The following is a 17,110-nucleotide window of genomic DNA, read 5'->3' as shown; positions in this document are numbered from 1 at the left end:
GGGCACTTCCTCGTTGGGTTAAGCCGTGGCCGCTTGCTGGTGGGATTCCGCCGCTAATCGGCGGTCGTCTCGCCCCCACCAGTGAGCCACCCCCTCGGCCCATCCGGCTGGCCCGGTTGCCTGGGTGCGATACAACGCCCGGTTGTGCGGTGCCACCATCAAGTCATGGCAGCCCTTGATCACCACGGCCTGGTCCACGGCTTCCAGCATGGAAACGTCGTTGGGGCCATCGCCGAGCCCCAACGCCAGCGGCTGGCGCCCGCGCAGCGCCGCAAAGCGCTGGATCAACCAGGTCACCGCACTCCCCTTGCCTGATGCCTGCGCCATGACGTGCCAAAAACGCCCGCCCTGGGTCATGGTCAAACCATCGCCCTCCAGCGCCTCGCGCAGGGTCTCCAGGGCACGCTCGTCGTCTTCCCAGATCAGCGGCTCGCTGCCCTCACGCCGTTTGGCCGCCTTGGCCCGAGGCTCGTCCAAGCCGGTTCTGGCGATGACTTCCGCCACCTCCATCTCTCCCATGGGCGTAAACCGCAGGTTGAGGCGCTGCTTCCAGATGGCCAACCGCGCACGGATAAAGCGGATATCGACCCCCGTGTGCTTGATGACCACGCCGTCTGGCCCGCTGCCTGGCCGATCAAGACTGGCATGGCACCAGCCTGGCGGCAGACCAATCACGGCACCGTTTTCGGCAATGAAGGGCGTCGCCGTCAGCCCCAGGGCTTCACGCAGTGGCAGTAGTTCTGCCCGGGTTTTGCTGGTCACGGGAATCACCGGGACACCCAGCTGCTTGAGACGAGCAAGCCAAGGAGCGGCAGGCGAAAAGTCATAGCTATGGTGGTCCAGCAAGGAACCGTCGAGATCCGTGACCACCAAACGCGGCTGTAACGCGGGATCAAGTAGTTCAGGACTAGCGAACTCGGTCATGGCAGCACCTTCTGCAAACTGAAATCAGGTCACCCAAAAGCCCAACGTAGCCATCTTTTGAGATCAATACCCAAGGTAGACAACCACCAAAGCAAAATGCACGCCAAGATGTTTTAATTAAATAAAATCAAAATATTAAAGCACTATCGAAGCGGTGTCAGAGCAAGCACCAAAATAGGGCAACCCATGACGCACCAAAATAGAGCATGAGAAAGAGGCAGGGAGGTCGGGGGAAATAGTGCTGAATTATTGTACAATTCTTATCTAATCAAAACACCGAGCATAAAAAAACAAAAAATTTGCACAAACCCTTGGCAAACATTTCAAAATAGCTATACTCGAATTGTACCCACTGACTGTCTCGTACACCCCCTCACCTGATGTCAGTGGGCTGCAGTGAGCCAAGCCCTTTGATGCCCGCCACCCCCCTGGCGGGCTTTTTTTGTTCAGCAAAAGCAAAGCAGTCCCAAGCCAGCGCGTGAGTGCCTACTCCACGTGAATCACCACTTCGACACGGCGGTTGCGGGCGCGCCCTTCGGCGCTGCTGTTATCCTCCAGCGGGCGGGTATCGGCAAACCCGACGGCGCGCAGCCGCTCTGGCTCGACCCCAGCGGCCTCCAGTGCTTCAACGATGGCAATGGCCCGTGCGCTGGAAAGCGCCCAGTTGGACGAGAACTCAGGGGTATTGATCGGCTGACTGTCCGAGTGCCCTTCGACCCATACTTCGCCGTCATAGCGCTGGATGGTTTCCAGCAGGCTGCCCACCAGCGATGTACCGCCTTCCGACAACCCCGCCGCGGCAGAGGGAAACAGTAGCTGATCCTGCACCCGCAGGCTGATGCCTTCCGCTACCCTGGAGACCTCGACGCCTTCCAGATTGGGCAAATAAAGCGATGTTTCGACGCGTTCGGGCAGCTGCTCGTCCAGCGCCAAAGCGCTGCTGATGGCCTCATCGTCGATCTGTTGCACGTTGACAGGCGGCCGGTCGGTCAGCAGTACCATGTAACTGGCCAGCGGCTGGCCCAGGCGCTGCGTCTCATCGACGAGCAGCGGCGTTGGCAAGGTAGGCAAGTAGCGCTCCAGCAGCGGCGCGACGGGCGATGTGTCGCTTTCGATGGATGCGCGTGCCAGCAAGGGAGGCACTTCAGTCAGCGGAAGGACAGGCATGACGGGCGAAGGCAGGCCCGCCACCCCCAAGGCCGCGCTGATGGCCATCGGGCTGAGCGTTCCGGGCTCATTCAGGTAAGCGATGTTGCGCTTTTGGCGTCGTTCATCCAACAATGCGGGCAGCGGCACTTCAAGAGCAGGCACACTGCTTTCGCTGACGTCGGTGTCATCTGCTTCAGGGCTCCAACGGGGGCCGGTCACCCCGGCCGCCGCAATGATGATCACGAACAGCGCCACCAGTAGCGTCATGATGTCGATGTAACTGATCATCCAGCCATTATTGCTATCGTCTTCAGGGTATGATGACAACAGCGAGTCGTGACGGGGGCCGCTACGGTGGTCCTCAAGCATGGGGGTTACTCATTCAAGTTTTAAACCTCGTGGCCGATTTACTATGAGCATGGCAAACTAGTCTATCAAAAAGCCCTGTCAAAAAGCCGTTTACTAGCGATAAGGAACTACCCGGTGCGCATTCGTCCTTTGCTGTCTCTCACTCGCCGCTATCTCGCCCCACTCGGGCTTGGCGCGGTTAGCTTGATGCTAAGCGGCTGTTTTTACGCCAACACATCACAAACGCCGATTGCTACCACCTACCCTTACAGTGAGCAGCAGCGCATGCAGGCCGCCCAGCATTGGGAAGTTCTTGCCCGCCACGAAGCCGCGGGCATTCTGGCCAGCGAGCGCGTGCGATTTCGGGACCTGCACGTGCTGGCACCCGAGCATGCGCAGTACGGCAGCTATTACAGTGGTGGAGAGTTCGAGCGTGGTTTCAGAACCCTGTTGACCAGCGAGCTGGTGTCACGCGGCGGCAGCGTGACCACTCAGCCCCGCGCCAACGGCGCTACGGTCCAGATCGATGTGGAAGTCGTTCAACATCGTGACCGAGGCTACACGCGTCCGCCTTTTGGTGCTTACACAGCGCTGGCAAGCGGTATTGCCGTTGCCAGCTTCCCCATTCGACACTGGAGTGAACCAGCACTGGCGCTGATCCCGGCGGGTATCCTCGCCGACTCCATCGGCGGCAGTTGGACGCCCACCAGCAACGAAGAGATCATCATCACCACACAGATCGTGGAACAGGATCAAATCCTCTACTCGTCGTCCAATATCTATTACATTAATGCCGGTGATCGGCGCCAGTATGCACCCCATAGAGTGCCACAGGCCCCCACAACGCCGGTCATTTCCATCACCGACACCTGGTAAACTTATGCTGTTGACTCTTATGACGGTGCTATCTGCTTCTTATCGACGCTCGATTCACATGGCTGCTGCGAGCCTTGCGCTGTTGGTGCTGGCCGGCTGCGCCTCCCTGGGCAATAACAACCAGCAGGAAGCGCCCAAACCGGACCTTTCCGAGCTTGCCCATCAAGCTGCTCAGCAAATGATGGCAAGCAACCCCGACCTTACACGCTATAGCCCCATGATTGCCGCGACTTTTGTCAGCATCGACAACTTGAGCCAGTCCTCCACGTTTGGGCGTATAGGCTCGGAGATCATGGCTTCGGCTCTCGCTCAGCAAGGCATGCAGGTGCGGGAAGTCAAGATGCGCGATAGCATGTTCATCGAAGAGAATGTGGGGGAATTGATTCTCTCCAGACAAGTGCAACGCCTGAGCGCTCAGCACAATGCTCGCTCCATTCTCATGGGAACCTATGCCCAAGGTCAGGACTCCTTGTATGTGAGCGCACGGGTAGTGCGTGCGGGTGATGCCATGGTGCTGGGCAGTGCAGACTTCCGACTCCCCCTCGATAACAACATCCGCAGCCTGCTGGAAGGCCAGGGCGGCTGGTGATGATCGGGTAAACGTCCCCGCAACATTCAATATTGTCGAAAAGCCTGAGGAGCTTACTCCCCAGGCTTTTCATTGAAATGAGCAAAGAGAACCGATGCCGTCTCAACCGAAACCTCGCAAGCCGCATATCGTGGCGACCAGCAGAGTCATCAAGCTAGCGGCCAACATCACCAAGCTGTTGAGCTATGGCTTTCATGCCCTGTTCCCCAAAAAACGCTTTACGCTACCGGAACAAGCGGCCCCCTGGCTGAAGCCCAAAGAGCCAACGCCCATCCCCAGGATCATCTGGCAAACCAACTTCACCAATAAGGTCACGCTCCCTGTTTACTTGAACTACCTGTTCAATCGCTTGATGGCCCCGCGCTTCGAATATCGGTTCATGATTACCGAGGCCAGAAAAGCGTTCATTGCCGCTCACTACTCTCCAGAGATCAATCAGCAATATGACCGCCTACAAATCGGTGCCGCCCAGGCCGATTTCTGGAGGCTGCTGGTGCTCTACCAACACGGTGGCGTATATCTGGATATCGATGCCCACGCGATCTGGCCCTTGGCCAACACGTTAGGCAAGCATGAGGAGCTGTATATCACCACCCGCCGTGGTGAGCTCAGCAACTATTTCATTGCCAGCCGCCCCGGCAATCCGAACCTGTTGAAGCTGATCGAACGAGTGCAGCACAACATTCAGGACAGCTCCCTGACCAACGTCTTCGAGCTGACCGGGCCGGGGGTGTTCATCGAACTACTCGATCAACAAGCCGTGCCCACTGTCTCCTATCGGCATGCCTGTAACCAGGGCAGCTTCACCAACGAGCATTTTCAGTATATCGACAAAACAGCGGGAAAATGGACCAAGGAGCAGCGCACCGTCAGCGTCGTGAGACCAGAGCCTGCACGTGATGCTCAGGACCGCTCTGCCGATTGACCTGGGAAACGCGACCTACCAAAAAAAACGCTAGCCCAAGGCTAGCGTTTTTACTTACTGAAGACAGAAGCGCTTACTTGTAAACCGGGAAGCGGCCACACACCTCTGCCACTTTATCCAACACCTGGGCTTCGATGCCGCTGGTGTCTTCACCCTTGGCCAGCACATCGAGGATATCGCAGATCCAGCCTGCCAGTTGGGTACACTCTTGCTCACCGAAACCGCGGGTGGTCACTGCCGGGGTGCCGATACGCAGGCCGGAGGTGACGAATGGGCTTTGCGGGTCGTTGGGCACGGCGTTCTTGTTGACGGTGATGTGGGCGCGGCCCAGGGCAGCATCCGCATCCTTGCCGGTCACGCCCTGCTTGATCAGAGAAAGCAGGAACAGGTGGTCTTCGGTACCGCCCGAGACGATGTCGTAGCCACGCTCGATGAACACGGTTGCCATGGCCTGTGCGTTCTTGACGACCTGCTGCTGGTAGGTCTTGAACTCGGGCGCCATGGCTTCCTTGAAGCAGATCGCCTTGGCCGCAATGACGTGCATCAGCGGGCCGCCCTGGCCGCCGGGGAACACGGCAGACTGGAGCTTTTTCTCGATCTCGGGGTTGTTTTCCGCCGAGAGGATCACGCCGCTACGGGGGCCACGCAGGGTCTTGTGGGTGGTGGAGGTGACCACGTGGGCGTGGGGCAGCGGGCTGGGGTAGACACCGGCCGCCACCAGACCCGACACGTGGGCCATATCGACCAGCAGGTAAGCCCCTACTTCGTCGGCGATTTCGCGGAATTTGGCCCAATCGACAATCTGGGAGTAGGCCGAGAAGCCCGCAATGATCATTTTTGGCTGGTGCTCACGAGCCAGCTGAGCCACCTGAGCGTAATCGATCAGGCCCTGCTCATCGAGACCGTACTGGATGGCGTTGTAGTGCTTGCCAGAGAAGTTGGGCTTGGCACCGTGGGTCAGGTGTCCGCCTGCGTCCAGGCTCATGCCGAGGATGGTATCGCCGGGGCTGACCAGCGCCTGGAATACGGCACTGTTTGCCTGAGAGCCGGAGTGCGGCTGCACGTTGACGTAGGTGGCGCCAAACAGCTCCTTGGCGTAATCGATGGCCAGGTTCTCGGCGATATCGACAAACTCACAGCCGCCGTAGTAGCGCTTGCCGGGGTAGCCTTCAGCGTATTTATTGGTCAGCTGGCTGCCTTGTGCTTCCAGTACCCGCGGGCTGGCGTAGTTTTCGGAAGCAATCAGCTCGATGTGGGCTTCCTGGCGTGCCACTTCTTTCTGCATGGCATCAAACAGCACATCATCGAATCCGGCAATTGTCATGTCGCGGCTGAACATCGGCGGGAACCTCGTAACGAAACGGTCATCATGGAGAAGCGAGGGAGCCATGATAACCCACTCGGACGCGACTTTCATCGCATCCGTATCAGGTGTTACATGAGCATGTTTCATGTTGGCGGTAGCCTTTACAGGCTGACCAACTGGACAACCGCGCTATTTCAATTCGAAAGTGACGCGTAGGCGCTGACTGCTGCCCAGCGGGTCCATCATGAATTGTTCGAGGGTAAAGGGGTCCGGCAGCGCGATGTGCGTGGTCAAGGATTGGGCGTACCCCCCCATGATATCGACCAGAGCTACCATCAGCTTGGCGACCTGCGGGCCTGCCAGCCTTTCGAACTGGCGAGCCTGAGCCCAGCCTTGCGCCACCATTTGCGAGGTGCTGATCCCCTCCTGGGTGGCGAGTTCGGTGGCGAGGCGCGGCAGCAGGCCAGCATCCTTGTAGGCCAGGGTGACATTACCGCCGTGAAGCCTGGCCGTTTCGAACAGGGCTGGGTGTTGCATGGCCTGTTCGATGGTGGCACGCCCAGGTAGCGTTACGGGAAGCGCCATCTGATAGCTCACCTCCCCCGCCTCGCTGAGCTGTAAAAAACCTTCCGCCTTCAGCTGCGGCGGTTGGGTATCCTCATGCCACTCGGAGACGCTACGCCCTGCGGCATTCAGGCGCCCGCTGCCACCGGTCAGCACGTTATTCACGGCCTGTAGATCCAGGCGCTCTTGCGGTGGCGCCAGGCCAATCAACGCCCCCATATCCAGCGCGGCCCCTTGAAAGCCCATATCGCTGACATAGAGGTTGCCGCTGGCCCAGGCACGCTCCAGCAGCACGCTCCAGCGGTCACCGGTCAGGCTGAAGCCGTTCACTTCGGCCCACGCCAGCTGCTCCTCTCCTGGGCGATCGAGCCCTTCCAGCCCACGTATACTCAGCTCATCCAGCCCCAGCGAAGCGCTAAAGCCCGACGCCAGATCATTGAATTCGGCCTTCAACCCCTGAAGCTCAAAGCGCCCAAGGGCGGCGTCGCTCATCTCTTCCAGCACCAACGCTTGCAAGGTGAGGTAGCCCGTCAGCGCCGCGTCGTTGCCCCACTCTTCCGTCCACTGCTTGGCCAAGGTGCCGTCCAGCCACAGCGAAAGCTCCTGCAAACGCAAGCCGTGAAGCGGTGCATCTGAGGTCGTGAAGTTGGTGAAGTCGGGGACGGCCGCTCCTGGTCGATCGAGGGCCAGCTCGGTCAGCGTCAAGACCGGGTCACTGACGTCAGGCTCGATAACGCGAATACCGTGAATCGAGACGCTCTCGGGTTGGTCGTAATCGCCCTGCACGTGGTAGGCCTCGATGGTCACCACATCGCCTTGCGCCTGCCGGATCACGATATGCTCGGCGATCACGCGATGCTCCTGTTCACGGAGTTCGCCGATTTCGATGAGCTGCTCGCCACGGCCCCACTGGGCCTGCAGGTCAGCCTCCAGCCGCGCCACGGATGCATGGGCATCACCAGCGCTCAACAGGGTGACAACAAGCCCTGCCAGGATCGGCATGCCCTGTTGAAAACGAGGAAGCACAGGTAAGAAATGAGAGACGTTGAACGACCACATGCCGCGAACTCCAATGAAGAGGCGCGTAGCATACACGAAGCCTGCTTTGTGAAAAGCGAAGAATGCACCGGCTCATGCAGTTGCCCAATAAAGTGGCCTCCCACAGGATAGCTTGGGTGCCTGGGAGCTTCTTGTGGGAGGGAGCTTCAGCTCGCGACGATTCCAGCACGGGTGCCTGCCCAAGCAGTCGCCCAATGAAATTGGCCTCCCACAGGATAGCTTGGGTGCCTGCCCAGGCAGTCGCCCAATAAATTGGCCTCCCACAGGATAGCTTGGGTGCCTGCGCAGGCAGTCGCCCAATAAATTGGCCTCCCACAGGATAGCTTGGTTGGCTGCTCAGGCTATAAGCCCATGCATTGGCCTCCTACAAGTTAGTTTGGGTGGCTGCGCTACCCAGTTACAGCCATATAGCATTCCAGTAGCTATAGGCTTTGATATCGTCGACCAGGTTGGCACGCAATGGATTGGCGACAATGTATCTGGCCGCTGCTTTTAGGGCAGTTTCATCTCTAATCATTCGATCATGAAAGCCGTCCTGCCAAACGCTCTGTCCAATATCCAAAGACACATAGGTCTTGTAGCGTCTTACGGCCTCCGATAGCTGTTCATTTAATTGAAAAAGCCAATGAATGTGGTCTGGCATGACGACATAGGCGTAGGTAGTGGCAAGAACTGACACACGTGGATGATAAAAGTGTCGAGCCGCGTGACGGGCCTGGGAAAAAGTGGAAAAGACAGGTTGCCGACGCTGAGTGGTGATGGTCACCAGATAATAACTGTTGGGGATGGAGAGCCTGCCACGTCTCAGCTGATAACTTCTATTCATGTGGCCACTCTCCCTTTATGTGATTAACTTTATTTAAACTAGCATATTTTCGTTAATCGATTGAGCGATGACAGAAAGCGCAGGTGAAGCTGGGAGCTTCTTGTGGCTGGAAGCTTCTTGTGGGAGGGAGCTTTAGCTCGCGACGATTCAAGCACGGGTGCCTGCCCAGACAGTCGCCCAATGAAATTGGCCTCCCACAGGATAGCTTGGGTGGCTGTTCAGGCTATAGCCAATGAGTTGACCTCCCAGAGGTTAAGAAGCCCTGCTGTGGCTGGGAGCTTCTTGTGGGAGGGAGCTTTAGCTCGCGATGATTCAAGCACGGGTGCCTGCCCAGGCAGTCGCCCAATAAATTGGCCTCCCACAGGTTAGCTTGGGTGACTGCCCAAGCAGTCGCCCAATAAATTGGCCTCCCACAGGATAGCCTAGGTGCCTGCCCAGGCAATCGCCCAATAAATTGGCCTCCCACAGGATAGCTTGGGTGGCTGCTCAGGCTATAGCCAATGAGTTGACCTCCCAGAGGTTAAGAAGACCTGCTGTGGCTGGGAGCTTCTTGTGGCTGGAAGCCTATTGTGGGAGGGAGCTTTAGCTCGCGATGATTCCAGCACCTGGCTTGATATGGGTGCCTGCCCAAGCAGTCGCCCAATGAAATTGGCCTCCCACAGGATAGTTTGGGTGGCTGCTCTGGCTATAAGCCAATGGATGGGCCTCGCTCAAGTGGGCTTGAGTGGCTGCCGGGGCAGCCACTCCTTCATTGCCTACGCTTCTCCCAACAGCCCCAGGCTGGCGGCGGGGGCTTGGCGGCGCAGTTGGTAAGAGAGCAGATGACCAATGATGCCGATCAGCAGCGCGCCGCCCAGGGGCAGCACTAGCCATAGGCCCCAATGCAGGCGCGGGGTGAGGTCGAGCCAGTAGAGGTAGAGCGCAGCGGTGACCAGCTCGGCCAGCACGGCGCCCAGCAGCCCGCTGGCAAAGCCCAGCAGGGCGTACTCGGCTCCTTGCACGCGGGAGATCATGCGATTACCCGCCCCGAACACCCGCAGCAGGCCGCTTTCATGGGCGCGTACCGGTCGGCTGGCCGTGAGGGCGGCGTACAACACGCTCACCCCTGCCAACAGCACCAGGGCCAGCACCAGTTCGACAGCCCGCGTTACCTGGGTGAGCACGTCACGTACCTGGCCCAGGATGGCATCGACGTTGAGCAACGAGACGCCAGGGAAGTCGCTGACCAGTTGGCGAACCAGGCTCTGCTCCGCGTCTGGCAAGTGGAAGGCGGTGATGAAGCTATGCCCAAAGGACTCCAGTACGCCCGGCGGAAAGATCACGAAGAAGTTGGGGTTGAAGCTATCCCAGTTCAGGCTGCGCAAACTGTCGATACGGGTGGTGATGGTATCGCCCCCCACGGTGAAAGTCATTTCATCGCCCACGCCTAGCCCCAGGCGGGCTGCCAGCCCCTCTTCCACCGAAATGGGCACGGTGCTGGCCACCGCCGAGGCAGTGGCTTCGACTTCACTCATCCAGCCCTGGGGCTCGCTGGAGGTGCGAAACCATTGCCCGGCCACCACGCGATTGCCTTCCGGCAGCGTGGCTTGCCAGGTGAGGTTCAGCTCGCGGCGCAAGGAGTTGTCGCCCCGGGCATCGGGTGGCACGGCGTCCCGAGGGGCTTGCCCGTTGATGGCACTGATGCGCCCGCGCACCATGGGGTAGAGCGTGCTTTGGGTCTCGACGCGCGGGGCCACGGCCTGCTCGAAGGCCTCGCGTTCGCTGGGCTGGATATTGATGGCAAAGTAGTTGGGTGTGTTGTCCGGCAGCTGGTCTTGCCAGGTGGTCAGCAGATCACCACGTACCAGCACGATCATGGCCATGGCGAAAAACGTCACCGAAAAGGCCAGCAGTTGCCCTAGCCCGGCTTGCTTGCGGCGGGCCAACTGCCGCCCTCCCAAACGCAGGGCCTGGCCCCATTCACTGGCACCGGAGAGGCGCTGCACTGCCTTCAACAAGCCGTTCAGCAGCAAGGCACTGACGCCCCACAACAGTGCCAGCAATAGCGAACCGCCCAGCAGCAGCGCCAGAGCCAGCGAGAAGCTGCCCGAGTAGAGCCACAGCAGGCCACCAAACACCAGGCTGGCCACGCCCACCACCAGCCAGGCGGCAGGCGGCAACGGGTCCAGCTCACGACGCAGCACTTTCAGCGCGCTCACCTGCTTGATGCGCAGCAAGGTGGGGCCGGCAAAGCCCACCAGCACCGCCAGCGCGGTAAAAATGCCCAGCCATAGCGGCATGATGCCGGGGGCAGGCAGCGTCATGGGCAGGAAGCTGCTCAACAACCACAGCAGCAGCGCCTGGCCTACCAGCCCAAGGGCCGCGCCCAATAGTGATGCCATCAAGGCCAGGCACACCAGCTGCAGACTGAACAGCATGACTAGCTGTTGCTGGCTAGCGCCGAAGCAGCGCAGCAGCGCGGCGGTGTCCAGATGGCGCTCGACATAGCGACGAGTCGACATGGCCACTGCGACCCCGGCCAACAGCACGGCCGCCAGCCCTGCCAGCCCCAGGTAGCTCTCCGCGCGCTGCAGTGCATTGCCCAACTGCGGCCGGTCGACACGCACGTCACGAACGTCAACGCCATTTCGGCGCAGCTGTGTCAGCAAGCCTTGGACTTGTTCCAAGGCAGCGGGTGGCCCGGCGGCCAGCAGTTCGAACTCGACCCGGGAGCCAGGCTGCACCAGCCCGGTGGCGTCAAGGTCGGCGGTATTGAGCATCAGCCGGGGGTTGAAGTTGCCAAACCCTGCGGACTGGTCGGCTTCACGCTCGATGATGCCGGTGATGGTCAGCTCGGTTTGGCCTACCTGTACCTGATCGCCTATCTGAATCTCGATCAGCTCCGCCAGACGCGGGTCGGCCCAGGCCTCACCGGCGCCAGGCCCGGAGGCCAGGCGTTCGACTCCGTTGCCCAGATCAACCAGGTTGACGCCATAGTGCGGGTAGATATCATCGACGGCCTTGAGGCTGGCCGGTTGAAAGCGCTCACCGCGGCTAATCATCGACACCAGGTCTACCTGGTCGCTCAGGATAAAGCCCGCCGCTTCGAGTTCGGCACGCAGGCTCTCATCGAAGGGCTCGCGCTGTTCCAGCACCAGGTCGCCGCCCAATATCTGGCTGGCCTGGCGCTCCAGACCACGCTCCAGACGGTCCAGGAAGAAGGCGATCATAGTGGATGCCGCCACCGCCAACATCAAGGCCACGAACAGCGCCCGGACATCTGACGCGCGCAAGTCACGTTTTAAACTACGGGCGGCCAGCCGCCAGTTGATGTCACTCATTGCCTTCCTCGCTGGTGGCCGGGGCGGGAACGAAAGGCGTCAATTGGCCATTGGTGAGCCGCAGGCAGCGGTCGCAACGGCGCGCCAACGCGTGGTCGTGAGTCACCAGAATCAGCGTGGTGCCCGCCTGCTGGTTCAGCGTGAACAGCAGGTCGATGATTTGTGCGCCGGTATCCGGGTCGAGGTTGCCGGTGGGTTCGTCGGCGAACACCAGCTCCGGGTCGGTGACGAAGGCACGGGCAATCGCCACGCGCTGCTGCTCGCCCCCAGAGAGCTGCTTGGGCAGATGCGCGGTGCGCTCCCCTAGCCCCACACGCTCCAGCCACTGCTGGGCGGCGGCGGTTTCCCCTGCCCGGGGCGACAACTCCAGCGGCAGCAGCACGTTTTCGAAGGCGCTGAGCGTGGGCAGCAGCTGGAAGTTTTGAAACACGAAACCTACTCGTCCGGCCCTGAGCGCGGCACGCCCATCCTCATCCAGCTGGCTCAGCGGGTGACCAAACAGCGTCAGCTCACCATCACTTGGCGTGTCCAGCCCCGCCAGCAGCCCCAGCAAGGTTGACTTGCCTGCCCCGCTCTTGCCTAGAATGGCAACGCTTTCACCGGCGGCCACGCTGAGGTCGAGGTGGTCCAGTATGGTCAGCGAACGCTCGCCACTGGCCACGCGTTTTGCCAACTGATGGGCATGCAGCACGACGTTGGGCGCAATGACGGGGGGAACCTTACCTGACGTTGGCGTGTCGGTGGTGGGCGCATGCGCATTGGCAGCATCGCTGGGCACTTTGGAAGTAGGGTCAGAGGAGTAGGACATGAAGCGTGGATTCCCTTTAATAACGGTTCGACAACGAATGGTACCTGTACGACAGGCGATGCACACGACACTCGCAAACACGGCTTTCTCACCAACAGCACTTTCAAGAGCCTTCATGCTGACGGCCGTCACCCTGGTGACCTGTTTGAGCGTGCTCCCCTTGTACGCCGATGACGACGACACGTCCTCGGATACTCGCGCATTGCCCACGCTGCTGGTGATGGGCGATAGCTTGAGCGCTGCCTATGGTATCGAGGAAGAGCAAGGCTGGGTGGCGCTGCTCGCCGAGCGCCTGGAGGGCGAGGCCCAAGTGGTCAATGCCAGCATCAGCGGTGAAACCACCTCTGGCGGTGCGCAACGATTCGCCGACATTCTCCGACAGCGTCAGCCGGATATCGTTCTGCTGGAGCTGGGTGGCAACGATGGTCTGCGGGGCCTGCCTCCGGCCCAGATGCGCGCCAATCTGGCCAGCATGATCGAACAGAGCCAGCAGGCCGACGCCGAGGTGCTGCTGCTGGGCATCGATATTCCTCCCAACTACGGGCAAGCATATCGCGATGCCTTTACCGGCGTGTTCCACTCACTGGCGGATGAGTACTCGCTTTCACTGGTGCCTTTCCTGCTGGAAGATGTGGCGCTCAATACCCAGTTGATGCAAAGCGATGGCATCCACCCCACGGCAGACGCACAGCCTATCATTCTCGACAACGTTTGGCCCGAACTGGAGCCCATGTTGGAAGCCACCTATCAGGCAGCCCAGTAACAAAACGTTGATACTTTGTGACCAGCAGGGATAGCGCTTTTGCATGCCAGCGAGTAATCTTAAGCTCTATTTGCTCAACGCTCATGGCGTCCATGTCCCTGCACTCCTCCCCTCCTCCTCATTGCCTGACACGTCGGCGGTTCTTGACCGTCACAGGTGCCTTGTTGCTGGGTCTTGGGCTGGGGTTTCAGCCCTCTCCTGCGGCCGCCTTCAACCCTCAGCAATTGCGTCAATCCATGCAGCGGCTTTATGGCCAAAGCGGAATGAACGTGCTGGAAGAGTGGTTCAGCCTGCTCGACCGCCTGCAGGGCCAGGATATCCAAACGCAACTGCGCGACGTGAATGACTTCTTCAACCGGCGCATTCGCTGGGTGGATGATATCCAGGCGTGGGGCCAGGAAGATTTCTGGGCCACGCCTCTGGAGGCCATGGGCAAGGGTCAGGGTGACTGTGAAGATTATTCGATTGCCAAATACATCACGTTAAAGCAGCTCGGGGTGCCAGGTGATCGTCTGCGCATGATTTATGTCCGTGCACGTATCGGGCGCAGTCAGATTACCCAGGCACACATGGTACTGGGCTACTATTCGACGCCTAATGCCGAACCGCTGGTGCTGGATAACTTGATGCCTTCCATCACGCCCGCCTCCCAGCGTAACGACCTGGACCCCGTCTTCAGTTTCAATAGCAGTGGTTTATGGGCAGGCGGAGGCTCCGAGTCTCGTGCCGACCCACTGGCGCGGCTATCTCGCTGGCGCAGCGTCATCGAGCGCATGCAATCACAAGGATTCATCTAAGAGGAACAGGCACCATGTCGCTGATCAAACAGCTTTGGCTGGCCATTATCGTGCTGTTACTGCTGTCGTTCGTCGGCAGCCTGGCCATCAGCATCAACAGCAGCCGCGCCTACATCGAGCAGGAAGTACGCATCAAGAACGAGGACAACGCCACGGCACTGGCGCTTTCCATGAGCCAGCTGGACAAGGAGCTGGTGATTCTTGAACTACTGATTGCGGCCCAGTTCGATACCGGCTATTACCGCTCGATCGTGCTGCGCGATGCCGAAGGCGACGTGCTGGTGGAACGCCGCGCCGGTGAGTACAGCGGTGACGTGCCCGGCTGGTTTCGTAGCCTGGTGCAGTTCGATGTGCCCGTGGGCACCGCCACCATTCAGGATGGCTGGCGACAGTTTGGCACGCTGGAGCTGGAGAGCCAGCACAGTTTTGCCTACGCCTCGCTATGGCGCAGCATGCTGGAGCTGGCGGGGTGGTTCCTGCTGGCGGGGGCGATCAGCCTGACCCTGGCCACGGTGATGGTACGAGGCATCAAACACCCGCTGGTGCGGGTAGTGGCCCAGGCCAAAGACATCAGTGCGCGCCGCTTCACCACCATCAAGGAGCCCCGCACGCTGGAGCTGCGTGAAGTCGCTCAGGCCATGAACGTGCTGTCGGCCAACGTGCGCCAGATGCTCAGCCACGAAGGGCAAAAGCTGGACGAACTGCGCCGCCACTTGCAGCACGACCGTGTGACCGGCGCCCTGAACCGTGACGTGATGCTGGGCAAGCTGGGCGCTCTGCTGGAGAGTGAAGACGCCCGTGCCACGGGGCTGCTGGTCATGGTGCGCGTGCGCGCCCTGGAGCAGTTGAACGAGCAGCTGGGCCACCAGGCCACCGATACCCTGCTCAAGCAGCTAACCCAGCAGCTGGCCGCCCTGGACAGCTCCTCGGAAGAGCCCCTGGTGGGCCGCCTCAACGGCAGCGACTTCCTGCTGATACTACCCATGGAGGAGAAGCCTCACGCGCTACTGCCTCGCCTGGAAGAGGCGCTGGTACAGGTAACGTCGCCCCACAATAGCGCCACACCGGGCCTGGCCACCGCCGTGTTAGCCTACCACCCGCATGATGAACGTGGCCCGCTGCTGGCGACGCTGGACGACGCCCTGGCAGAGGCGGAAAGTGCCAGCAGCGCCACCCACACAGTAGTAAGGCAGCGTGAACAGGGCTCTCTGTTCGGCAATCATACCCAGTGGCGCACGGCCCTGACCGACGCCATTGCCCAGGGGCCAAAGCTTGCCTACTTCCCGGTCATGGATGCCGAGCAGCAGGTGTTGCACTACGAATGCCCTGCCCGCCTCAAGTTGGCCAACGAATGGCAAAGTGCGGGGCTCTTCATTCCCTGGGTCGCGCGGTTTTCTCTCGAACCCGCGCTGGATATCGCTGTCGTCAAAAAAGCGCTGGATAAGCTCACGACCCATGGTGAGCAATCGTTTGGGATCAACCTGTCGATTGCCTCAATTACCAATGCCGAGTTCGTCAATGAGCTGAGACAGCTACTGGAGAAGCAGCCTGCCCAGGCACGCAAGCTTTGCTTCGAGGTGCCCGCTACGCTAACGCCACACGCCATTGGTAGCCTGCGCGGGCTATGCAGCGCTCTGCGCCCGCTGGGCTGCCAGTTCGGCATCGAGCACGTGGGTGCTGAATTCACCAAACTGGCCGACCTGCACGACGTAGGGCTAAGCTACTTGAAGCTGGACAGCAGCCTGGTGCGGGGTATCGATACCTCCCACGAGCAACAGACCATCGTGCGCGGCATGGCCACCCTGTGCCACTCACTCGGCATTCAGGTGATCGCCGAGGGCGTGGCCGCCCCGGAGGAGCTGGAAAGCCTGTTCCGCACCGGTGTAGATGGCGTGACAGGGCCAGCTGTCAGAGTCGACTAATCCTCACAATGGATGTCAGGGCGTGTTTGAAACACGCCCTGACTAGATTAGCGTATCTTCATCCCCCAATAGGTTCACATCATTCTTGGCGCGAAGCGACTTACGCTCCATCACCTTGCTCTGGGCGGCAGCGGGCAAATCGGTAAAGCTCAGCACGCCCTTTGCCAGTAGAACTTCCAGCAGATCCTCAACTACGCGTACGAAAGCCAAATCAGAAGCGATAAACTGCGAAGCCCCACCTACTTGTCCGGCAAGAAAGGCCAATACTTCTGGCGAGTCTCCCTCAACAGTATCATTACACTCTGGCGATGGTTCTTTGCTGAGCATCACGATCTCTCCCTCTTCATTACGCTTGATATAGAGCATTGTCTTTATCCATTTGTAAGGCTAACAGTTATTACACTTAGCGTAATAGGTTAATTCTGAGATGACCTAGCTTTTTTTTCGAGAGCTAGATTTTTGAGATAGCCTTCATAAGTCTCACTGTGAGTGATCGCTCGCGCTTCTGCTCCAACTGTGCAAGCCCATTGATTACCACCACAAAGCAGAGCAGCCTGTGTTATGAGGTCTACATAGGATGAGCGCAAAATAAACGCTATACTCGTTTCGTAGCCACCTCCCTCTCTTTCCATCTGGGTCGCAATCTGCCAATTTGAAATAGCATTCATTAACACAGAGTTAAGGTGATCGAAATTCTTCCGATAAAAACTATTTCTTGGAAGCCTTATCAAAATATCAAAGAATAATTTATTAATACTATTATCATCTAGCAGCTTGTCTTTATCTATTAGATCGTCCCATTTATGGGCTATGTCACAAACTAATTCAACATATTCAACAGCAGACTTATCGTTTTTCATCCAGCGTAGTAACTGTATCTGATCAAAGTACATATCACTTCCACCTACTTATGCGTTAAAAAGAGCCCCACTAC

15 protein-coding genes are annotated in these 17,110 nt (G+C 59.2%); 6 read left to right on the top strand and 9 right to left on the bottom strand.

All coding sequences use genetic code 11. From position 1 onward, the window contains the following. Positions 1 to 18 precede the first annotated feature (18 nt). Together LG409_RS05795 and LG409_RS05790 are read right to left on the bottom strand one after the other, a co-directional pair. Positions 19 to 924, bottom strand: a complete 906-nt coding sequence (locus LG409_RS05795; RefSeq protein WP_227407804.1) for an HAD-IIB family hydrolase — start codon at positions 922 to 924, stop codon at positions 19 to 21. A gap of 486 nt (positions 925 to 1,410) precedes the next feature. Further along, positions 1,411 to 2,442: an OmpA family protein gene (locus tag LG409_RS05790; protein WP_227407803.1), complete on the bottom strand. Its 1,032-nt coding sequence runs from the start codon at positions 2,440 to 2,442 to the stop codon at positions 1,411 to 1,413. 186 nt (positions 2,443 to 2,628) lie between these two features. Between LG409_RS05790 and LG409_RS05785 the strand changes: the two genes are divergently transcribed. From LG409_RS05785 to LG409_RS05775, 3 genes are all read left to right on the top strand, one after another. Next, positions 2,629 to 3,297, top strand: coding sequence for a hypothetical protein (locus LG409_RS05785; RefSeq protein WP_445012232.1), 669 nt, complete (start codon positions 2,629 to 2,631; stop codon positions 3,295 to 3,297). 4 nt (positions 3,298 to 3,301) lie between these two features. Next, positions 3,302 to 3,886 (top strand): FlgO family outer membrane protein, encoded by a 585-nt coding sequence (locus LG409_RS05780; protein ID WP_264477631.1) that lies wholly within the window; start codon positions 3,302 to 3,304, stop codon positions 3,884 to 3,886. 94 nt (positions 3,887 to 3,980) lie between these two features. After that, the gene (locus LG409_RS05775; RefSeq protein ID WP_081138174.1) at positions 3,981 to 4,811 is read left to right on the top strand and encodes a glycosyltransferase family 32 protein; all 831 of its coding nucleotides are present in this window, start codon (positions 3,981 to 3,983) and stop codon (positions 4,809 to 4,811) included. A 73-nt stretch (positions 4,812 to 4,884) separates the two neighbouring features. On the opposite strand, the gene glyA is transcribed toward LG409_RS05775, so the two are convergent. The 5 genes from glyA to LG409_RS05750 form a co-directional block, all read right to left on the bottom strand. Beyond that, a complete protein-coding gene (gene glyA, locus LG409_RS05770; RefSeq protein ID WP_016913272.1) occupies positions 4,885 to 6,150 on the bottom strand; it encodes a serine hydroxymethyltransferase in 1,266 nt (421 codons plus the stop codon). A 156-nt stretch (positions 6,151 to 6,306) separates the two neighbouring features. Beyond that, positions 6,307 to 7,740: a hypothetical protein gene (locus tag LG409_RS05765; protein ID WP_227407801.1), complete on the bottom strand. Its 1,434-nt coding sequence runs from the start codon at positions 7,738 to 7,740 to the stop codon at positions 6,307 to 6,309. Between the two features lie 397 nt (positions 7,741 to 8,137). Next, positions 8,138 to 8,566 (bottom strand): REP-associated tyrosine transposase, encoded by a 429-nt coding sequence (locus LG409_RS05760; protein ID WP_227407800.1) that lies wholly within the window; start codon positions 8,564 to 8,566, stop codon positions 8,138 to 8,140. Between the two features lie 755 nt (positions 8,567 to 9,321). Then, positions 9,322 to 11,886 (bottom strand): ABC transporter permease, encoded by a 2,565-nt coding sequence (locus LG409_RS05755; RefSeq protein ID WP_227407799.1) that lies wholly within the window; start codon positions 11,884 to 11,886, stop codon positions 9,322 to 9,324. Further along, the gene (locus LG409_RS05750) at positions 11,879 to 12,694 is read right to left on the bottom strand and encodes an ABC transporter ATP-binding protein (RefSeq protein WP_227407798.1); all 816 of its coding nucleotides are present in this window, start codon (positions 12,692 to 12,694) and stop codon (positions 11,879 to 11,881) included. Before LG409_RS05750 ends, LG409_RS05755 begins: the two co-directional genes overlap by 8 nt. 115 nt (positions 12,695 to 12,809) lie before the next feature. Between LG409_RS05750 and LG409_RS05745 the strand changes: the two genes are divergently transcribed. The 3 genes from LG409_RS05745 to LG409_RS05735 all read left to right on the top strand — a co-directional run bounded on the left by LG409_RS05745 (position 12,810) and on the right by LG409_RS05735 (position 16,176). Continuing rightward, positions 12,810 to 13,457: an arylesterase gene (locus LG409_RS05745; RefSeq protein WP_446718790.1), complete on the top strand. Its 648-nt coding sequence runs from the start codon at positions 12,810 to 12,812 to the stop codon at positions 13,455 to 13,457. Positions 13,458 to 13,549: 92 nt separating this feature from the next. Further along, positions 13,550 to 14,254 (top strand): transglutaminase-like cysteine peptidase, encoded by a 705-nt coding sequence (locus LG409_RS05740; RefSeq protein ID WP_227407797.1) that lies wholly within the window; start codon positions 13,550 to 13,552, stop codon positions 14,252 to 14,254. Positions 14,255 to 14,268: 14 nt separating this feature from the next. After that, entirely contained in the window at positions 14,269 to 16,176 is a 1,908-nt protein-coding gene (locus LG409_RS05735) for a bifunctional diguanylate cyclase/phosphodiesterase (RefSeq protein WP_227407796.1), read from the top strand. Positions 16,177 to 16,218: 42 nt separating this feature from the next. Here the strand turns inward: LG409_RS05735 and LG409_RS05730 are convergent, their stop codons facing one another. Both LG409_RS05730 and LG409_RS05725 read right to left on the bottom strand, forming a co-directional pair. Beyond that, positions 16,219 to 16,542: a tryptophan synthase subunit beta like protein gene (locus tag LG409_RS05730; protein WP_227407795.1), complete on the bottom strand. Its 324-nt coding sequence runs from the start codon at positions 16,540 to 16,542 to the stop codon at positions 16,219 to 16,221. Positions 16,543 to 16,592: 50 nt separating this feature from the next. Continuing rightward, the gene (locus LG409_RS05725) at positions 16,593 to 17,069 is read right to left on the bottom strand and encodes a hypothetical protein (protein ID WP_227407794.1); all 477 of its coding nucleotides are present in this window, start codon (positions 17,067 to 17,069) and stop codon (positions 16,593 to 16,595) included. Positions 17,070 to 17,110 lie beyond the last annotated feature (41 nt).

The organism is Halomonas sp. NyZ770, from assembly GCF_020616575.1.
Taxonomy (GTDB): domain Bacteria; phylum Pseudomonadota; class Gammaproteobacteria; order Pseudomonadales; family Halomonadaceae; genus Vreelandella; species Vreelandella hamiltonii.
Note: the sequence above shows the minus strand (reverse complement) of the source record. Positions and strands in the feature narration are given on the sequence as shown.